Source organism: Actinosynnema sp. NPDC050436 (assembly GCF_040655415.1).
In the GTDB taxonomy this organism is placed as follows: Bacteria; Actinomycetota; Actinomycetes; order Mycobacteriales; family Pseudonocardiaceae; genus Actinosynnema.
Window position 1 is genome coordinate 23,902 of the sequence record NZ_JBFAJV010000032.1, and the last position, 7,075, is coordinate 30,976.

Here is a 7,075-nt window from a genome sequence, read left to right on the forward strand (position 1 = left end):
GTGTCGAGCGGCCCGGGTCGGGGTATCGGGTGGCTCGACGCGATCAGGAGGTGCGAGTGGCGACCTGGTCACATGACAAGGAGGCATCGGTCCCATCCGATGTCGGCCTGGGGTTCGAGGATGCCGTGGAGGGCCAGCGCGAGTCCTGGAGTGCCGTCGAGCAGGCCGTGGTGGAGGTTCTCGTCACCGAGGTGGTGTGCGAGGGTGTCGCGTGGTCGGGGACAGTGGGCCAGGTGACGACCACGCGGGCGTGGTGGCGGTCGAGGACCATCCCGTCGGCGGGCAGCGCCTGGTCGGGGGTGGCGGCGGGGTGGACGGTGATGTGGGCGCGGCGCCCGGTGTAGCGGTGGCCGCGGTCCCAGGCGCGGATGGCGTCGACGACCCGGTCGGCCAGGTGCGCGGCGTCGGGGCCGTGGGCGAACACGCCGAACTCGGCGCGGTCGGTGTCGGGGACGCGGCGGGTGACGCGGCGGGTGACGCGGTAGGCGAAGCCGGTGGCGCTGTAGAAGGTGGGTGCGCCCCACCGCGCCCACCTGCTGACCAGCTTGGCCTCGACGGCGGGCTGGAGTGCCTGGAGCAGCCCGAACCGGCCGGGCCGGGTGGCCAGGTAGAGGTCGAGGTCGTCGAACGGCTCCGTGCCGCCGACCTCGACCCCGGACCACGCCTCGGCCTTGGGTGCGTGCAGCGCGGCGGCCAGCAGTGCCGGGTCGGTGTCGGCCGGGCCGTCGACGCGCAGCCCGACCTGGTCGCCGTCGGCGAGGGACAGGAAGGTCTCCTCGTGCGCGCCCAGGCCCTGCATCGCCACGAACCCCGCCCGCTGGTGGTCGCGGTCGACCAAGAGGCCGTCGGCCTTCTCCAGCGCGACGGTGCGGGTGGTGCCGCGCATCAGCAGCGGCACCACGATCCGGCCGCCCTCGACCAGCTGCTCCCACCAGGCGGGCGGCAGGTCCCACGCGCCGACGGTGACGACGATCCGGTCGAAGGGCTCCTCGCCGGGGACGGAGTGTTCGGCGTCGCCGTGCACCACCCGCACCCGCGGGTACCCGGCCGCGGCGAGCAGCCGGCCGGCGCGGTCGACGATCTCCGGGTCGATGTCGACCGACACCACCCGCCCCGCGGAGCCGACGATCTCGGACAGCAGGGCGGCGTTGTAGCCTCCGGAACTGATCTCCAACACCCGCATCCCGGGGCGCAGGTCGGCCTGTTCCAGCATCACGGCCTGGATCGCGGGCGCGGACACGCTGCTCGACGCCGCCCCGTCCGCGCCGCGTTTGGTCACCACGGACCTGGTGGCCGCGTACGCCTGCTCCAGGGTTGCTTCCGGGGCGAACAGATGACGCGGCACCGCGCGGAACGCCGCGACCACGCCGTCGGCGCGCACCACCCCGAGCGTCCGCAGTTCATCGAGCATGGCCCGGCGCAGCACTTCCGGGTCCGCGGCGGCGCGGTCGTCCCGCTCGTTGAGGTGCACGGCGGCTGCAGGAGCGTGCTCGGCTGTGGTGGCGGTGGAAGGTCGGATGCTGTCGGTCACGGGTGTCCTCTGGTCCTCGTAGATCATGTCGGGGTGTGCCAGCGCAGTGGGATGGGCCGACACTGTATCGACCCTGCTACTCTCCGCAACCATTGTTGAAATGGTCGACCGCCGAGGGAGGAACCGGGTGTCCTTCCCGGCGCAGGCGGCGAAGTGGAGGGACGGGTGCGCTCCTCTTCCTCCTGGGCACCAGCCGGCAACATGTGCGCGGCGGTCGGCGGTGTGGTCCGTGGTCGAGTCGGGCGGGCAGCTGCGCGTGCCGGGCGGCCGGTTCGCTGTCGGGGCCCGCGTCGGCGGCGCGGCGCACGGTCTGGACGAGTCCGGCCCTACCGTGGCAGAGGGATGCGTCGGTGAGCAGGGCGAGTTGTCGTTCGTCGGTGACGCACGCGGTCAGCGCGTGCTTCGCGGCGCGCTGGCGGCGGCCGTCGCTGAGGGCGAGGGCGGCGAGTTGGTGGACGCGGGCGATGTGGGGGTTCCGTAGCACCGGAACGGCCGCTGAGGTTTTGGTTGGCACGGTCTCGATGTCCGAGTTGCCGGCCTCCAGCCCCCAGGGTCTTTCACCGGGGACAGCGTGCCCGTCGTCGGCGAGTCGGCGGCGGAGCCGGGTGTTGCCGTCGGTCGCTACGGGGTGTGGAGCAGTGTCCGTGTATGGCGGTGGAGTGGTGCGGCGAGGTCGGGGTAGTCGCCGCCGTCGATTCTGCGCAGGAGTCGCGCGGCGACGTACAACTGCGCGACCCTGCCGGTCGGGGTGTCGAGCACGTCGGCGAACCGCGAGCGCACCTCGTCGGCCACCTCGGAGACCGGGAGGCTGTGACACAGCAGGCTCGCCGCGTCGACCCCGGCCGGGCCGCGTCCCCACAGTTCCCAGTCGACGATGGCGAGCGCCGGGCGCATGAGGTTCGACCAGTGGATGTCACCGTGCACCGTCGCCCACTGCGTGACGGTGGTGTCGACGGACGTGCCGAACCGCGCCGTGATCCGATCGGTGACGCGGTCCTGATCCGCGTAAGTGCGGGTGGCGGGAGCCGTGCTGAGGATGTCGAACGAGCGGCGCAGTTCGGACCACCGCCCCTCCGACAGGCTCGGCACCGTGCGTAGCACGTCGGTGGCCGAGCACGGTTCCCCCGCAACCCTGGTCAAAACCTCGGCGCGCTGGATGCGCCAGTCGCCTTCCGCCCATTCACACGAGTCGAGCATCCGGGGCTTGGGGATGTCGTCGAGGTCGTTCGCGTCGGCGTTGCCGGTCCAGCCGTCGCCCCGCGCCCACCGGGGTTCTTCGGAGACGACCCGCAGCCAGCAGTCGCTCCCACGCCCGGTCACGGGCGCGCTGATCGACCGCAACCGCCACCCGAACAACGGTGTTCCCGTGATCGTCAGGTCGAAGTGCTCGGCGGCACGGCCGAGGTTGTGCCGCTGGAAGTTGCGGAACACCGCGTCGGGGTCGCCGGCCGGTTCGGCGGCGAGGTGGGCGTTCACGAGTCGGTGAGGTGACGTAGGTAGGCGCTCGGGTTCTCCAGGTACCGACGCCAGTGGTCGACGAGTGCGAGGTCGGACCACTTCACCCGCCGCAGCCCGTGCTCCCCCACCTCGATGATGTCCGCCCCGGGGGTCGAGGCCAGGATCGGCGAGTGCGTCGCGCACACCACCTGCGCCCCGCTGTCCCCCAACTCGTGCATGAGGGCGACCAGTTGCAGGCAGGCGGTGAACGACAGCGCCGATTCGGGCTCGTCCATCACGTAGAACCCGGGGTCGCGGAACATCGCCCGGAACACGGCGAGGAACCCCTCGCCGTGACTCATCTCGGCGGTGTTCTCCTCCCAGTAGCCCGGAACACCGCCGAGGTTCTCGGTCATGCCGAATGCCGTCTCGGCGCGGAGGAAGAACCCCTTCTTCCGCAGCCGCGGCCCGGCCAGCATGGCAGCACCCCGGGCGCTGGTCTCCAACCGCAACACCTCGCCCAACGCGGTTTTCGTCGGGTCCGCAGGACCGGCCTTGCGAGCGGCGCGTCCGCCACGTGCGTCGAGCTTGAACCCCTCGGCGATCGCCTCGACCAAGGTCGACTTGCCCGACCCGTTGTCACCGACCAGGAACGTCACCGGGTGCGTGAACTCGACACCGTGCTCGACCACCTCGGCCACGGCGGGTACCGAGTACGGCCAACGTCGGAGGCCTGCCGGTCGAAGGCCTTCGGGCACATAGGCGCGACGGACGAACACTCACACTCCCTAATCGTAGTTCGGCTGGCATCCGCCCCTGGGTCCGCAGGGGCCGGCGCCTGTGGGCCGGCATGACGGACTGCACGCCGGCCCACAGTTCGGGCCGCATCGAGGATCGCACGGCGGTGCGGGCGGCTTGCCCGCCGCGTCGAACTGCCGCGCCAGGGCCGCCGTCGCTTCCCGCCACCGCTGACCGCCGAGGATCTCCGCGAGCGATTCCTCTCGTACGTTTCCGGTGGTGAGCCACCGCGAGAACACACACGGCCACACCCGGCCGTCGGGTGCGATCGCCGCCGAGCCCCGCCCGCACTGGCCGCACAGTTGCGAGGCGTCCGGCATCAAGGTTCGCACGCCGCGGCCCACCTGGCACAGGTGGTCAACCCGTATCTCGCCCCGCACGCCCAGTGAGGTCGACTCGGGACGAACGGTCGAACACGGGTGGACTGCCGCCGGCGAGGAAGGCGTGACTGCGTGCCAACGGCGTCGACCACTACCCAGCCTCACAGCACAGCTAAACGGAACCGGAGCGCACCGAATGAAAACCGGCTCACCTCGCTGTAAACTCACTGGTCAAGAAGTCTCTTCCCCGCGCGAGCGGGGGTGGTCCCGCTGACCTTGCCGGTCTCCGGGTTGACCGCGTCTCTTCCCCGCGCGAGCGGGGGTGGTCCCTCGGCGGGAACGAGGGGCTGCCGGTTGTCGAACTCTTCCCCGCGCGAGCGGGGGTGGTCCCGACATGGTGATGAACGGCGAGCGCTACCAGCTCTCTTCCCCGCGCGAGCGGGGGTGGTCCGGACCTGGAGGCGCTGGCCGGCTGGGCGAAGATCTCTTCCCCGCGCGAGCGGGGGTGGTCCGGGTGCCGACGATGCCGCCGTCGGCGAACCGCTCTCTTCCCCGCGCGAGCGGGGGTGGTCCGCGGTTGTGGAAGTTGACCATCGCGGAGTCGGTCTCTTCCCCGCGCGAGCGGGGGTGGTCCGCCGGGAATCCTCGTCCGGGCCGCTGCCGGGAACTCTTCCCCGCGCGAGCGGGGGTGGTCCCACCGCCGCCCCGGCGCAGCACATGCCGCCGCCCTCTTCCCCGCGCGAGCGGGGGTGGTCCGTGCACGGTCGCGGTCGCCGTCGGCGGTCCGCCCTCTTCCCCGCGCGAGCGGGGGTGGTCCCGCGCCGGCCTCACCCGCGCCCAGGTGGCGGCCGCTCTTCCCCGCGCGAGCGGGGGTGGTCCAAACGCCCCGATGTCGGCGGTCTGGTCGAACACCTCTTCCCCGCGCGAGCGGGGGTGGTCCGCCCCGCGTCATCGAGGTAGACCAGCTCCCGGAGTCTTCCCCGCGCGAGCGGGGGTGGTCCCGCGAACAGCGCGCCGCGAGCGACGGCGAGGGCGTCTTCCCCGCGCGAGCGGGGGTGGTCCGGAGGCCCTGTCGCACCACGAGAACACGGACTCGTCTTCCCCGCGCGAGCGGGGGTGGTCCTCGCACGCACGGGTCGTGGACGGAGAGGACGCGGTCTTCCCCGCGCGAGCAGGGGTGGTCCGTGCGCCCTGGCGACGTTGAGCCGCACACCCAGGTCTTCCCCGCGCGAGCGGGGGTGGTCCCCCAGCCGCGATTCATTGCCGGGCTTTGCCGAGGTCTTCCCCGCGCGAGCGGGGGTGTTCCCTCTCGTGCTTCACGGTGCTGGCTCATCCCTGCGTCTTCCCCGCGCGAGCGTGGGTGGTCCCCGCGCGGTGTGGCTGGTGGCTCCGGAGGGCGATGTCTCCCCCGCGCGAGCGGGGGTGGTCCGGGACGACAATGACTACGGCGCGGCTGTGCCTGGTCTTCCCCGCGCGAGCGGGGGTGGTCCCACCGGCTTTCTGCTGGACGAGCGCACCTGCGTGTCTTCCCCGCGCGAGCGGGGGTGGCCCCAGGACGCTCGACAACCCCAGCGACCCCACGGAGTCTTCCCCGCGCGAGCGGGGGTGGTCCCTCGCCCGCGCCGCCGGCGTCGACGAGCAGACCGTCTTCCCCGCGCGAGCGGGGGTGGTCCGCCGATGGCCTGCAACGTGATGTGCCGGTCGCCCGTCTTCCCCGCGCGAGCGGGGGTGGTCCCTGCCCGGGAGGCTGGAAGAATGGACGCAAACGGTCTTCCCCGCGCGAGCGGGGGTAATCCGCTGGACGTGGCGACAGACCGGGCCATGGAGATCGTCTTCCCCGCGCGAGCGGGGGTGGTCCAGGGGCAGAGATTATGAACCGGAACCTGCTGCGGCCTTCCCCGCGCGAGCGGGGGTGGTCCCTTCTGCGGCACGGCGGTGTTGTTGAGCTCGCCGTCTTCCCCGCGTGAGCGGGGGTGGTCCGTACCTGGAGGACCCGCTCAACCGCGAGGCCGGGTCTTCCCCGCGCGAGCGGGGGTGGTCCGCCCTCGCGCTCCGCGTCGGTGTCCACGTCGACGTCTTCCCCGCGCGAGCGGGGGTGGTCCGCGCACCCTCGCCCGCCGCAAGGGCCAGCGCTGGTCTTCCCCGCGCGAGCGGGGGTGGTCCGACGGGACGCAGGATCGCGCGGCGGCGTTCTTCGTCTTCCCCGCGCGAGCGGGGGTGGTCCTGGCCTTGCCGGACTTCTCGGCGGCGTCGACGGGTCTTCCCCGCGCGAGCGGGGGTGGTCCGTCGATCAGCGCCACGCGGCCGACCAGCACGACGTCTTCCCCGCGCGAGCGGGGGTGGTCCCTACTGGGTCGACATCACCGTTTCCGACGAGATGTCTTCCCCGCGCGAGCGGGGGTGGTCCCGGGATGAGCGCCGGGCGCAGGCGGTGGTGATCGTCTTCCCCGCGCGAGCGGGGCTGGTCCGGCTACGCTCGGCGGCACCGCACCAAACGTCTAGTCTTCCCCGCGCGAGCGGGGGTGATCCGATGTCGACCAGGGCGGGCAGGTGCGGCGCGAGGTCTTCCCGGCGCGAGCGGGGGTGGTCCGGCCCCGGTCGGCACGCTGCGGATGGTCACCGAGTCTTCCCCGCGCGAGCGGGGGTCCCAAGTGGTGCTCCGCGTCGCTGGTGTACATCCGGTCTTCCCCGCGCGAGCGGGGGTGGTCCCGACATCAGCGTCGCCGACGTCCTGGCGCGCAGGTCTTCCCCGCGCGAGCGGGGGTGGTCCGCTCCTCAGCAAGCTTCCGCGCGGCGTCCCGAGGTCTTCCTCGCGCGAGCGGGGGTGGTCCCTCACCGGCGAGCCAGTTTTCCCACACCACCTGGTTCCCCCCGCGCGAGCGGGGGTGGTCCCCGGGGGGTGTCCCTATGTGGTTGTCAAGCCGCAGCCGGGGCAGGAGTTGTCCCGGGGTGTCGGTAGTGGGTTTTGTTGCGGAGCATGGCGAACAGG

5 protein-coding genes and 1 CRISPR repeat array are annotated in these 7,075 nt (G+C 72.5%); of the genes, 1 reads left to right on the forward strand and 4 read right to left on the reverse strand.

Features of this window, described 5'->3' with window-relative positions; genetic code table 11:
* Positions 1–43: 43 nt before the first annotated feature.
* Complete coding sequence (gene fxlM, locus AB0I60_RS37295; RefSeq protein WP_360738944.1) at positions 44–1,531, reverse strand: methyltransferase, FxLD system; 1,488 nt, start codon at positions 1,529–1,531, stop codon at positions 44–46.
* Between the two features lie 229 nt (positions 1,532–1,760).
* On the opposite strand from fxlM, the gene AB0I60_RS37300 reads away from it, so the two are divergent.
* The gene (locus AB0I60_RS37300; RefSeq protein ID WP_360738946.1) at positions 1,761–2,012 is read left to right on the forward strand and encodes a hypothetical protein; all 252 of its coding nucleotides are present in this window, start codon (positions 1,761–1,763) and stop codon (positions 2,010–2,012) included.
* 140 nt (positions 2,013–2,152) lie between these two features.
* On the opposite strand, the gene AB0I60_RS37305 is transcribed toward AB0I60_RS37300, so the two are convergent.
* The 3 genes from AB0I60_RS37305 to AB0I60_RS37315 all read right to left on the reverse strand — a co-directional run bounded on the left by AB0I60_RS37305 (position 2,153) and on the right by AB0I60_RS37315 (position 4,086).
* The gene (locus AB0I60_RS37305; RefSeq protein ID WP_360738948.1) at positions 2,153–3,007 is read right to left on the reverse strand and encodes a phosphotransferase; all 855 of its coding nucleotides are present in this window, start codon (positions 3,005–3,007) and stop codon (positions 2,153–2,155) included.
* Positions 3,004–3,669 carry an AAA family ATPase gene (locus AB0I60_RS37310; protein ID WP_360738950.1) on the reverse strand — a complete coding sequence of 222 codons (666 nt, stop codon included), beginning with the start codon at positions 3,667–3,669 and terminating at the stop codon, positions 3,004–3,006. Before AB0I60_RS37310 ends, AB0I60_RS37305 begins: the two co-directional genes overlap by 4 nt.
* Positions 3,670–3,756: 87 nt before the next feature.
* A complete protein-coding gene (locus AB0I60_RS37315) occupies positions 3,757–4,086 on the reverse strand; it encodes an SPASM domain-containing protein (RefSeq protein ID WP_360738954.1) in 330 nt (109 codons plus the stop codon).
* A gap of 241 nt (positions 4,087–4,327) precedes the next feature.
* Positions 4,328–6,978: direct repeats of the CRISPR family, unit length 27 nt; unit sequence TCTTCCCCGCGCGAGCGGGGGTGGTCC.
* The last annotated feature ends 97 nt before the right edge of the window (positions 6,979–7,075 follow it).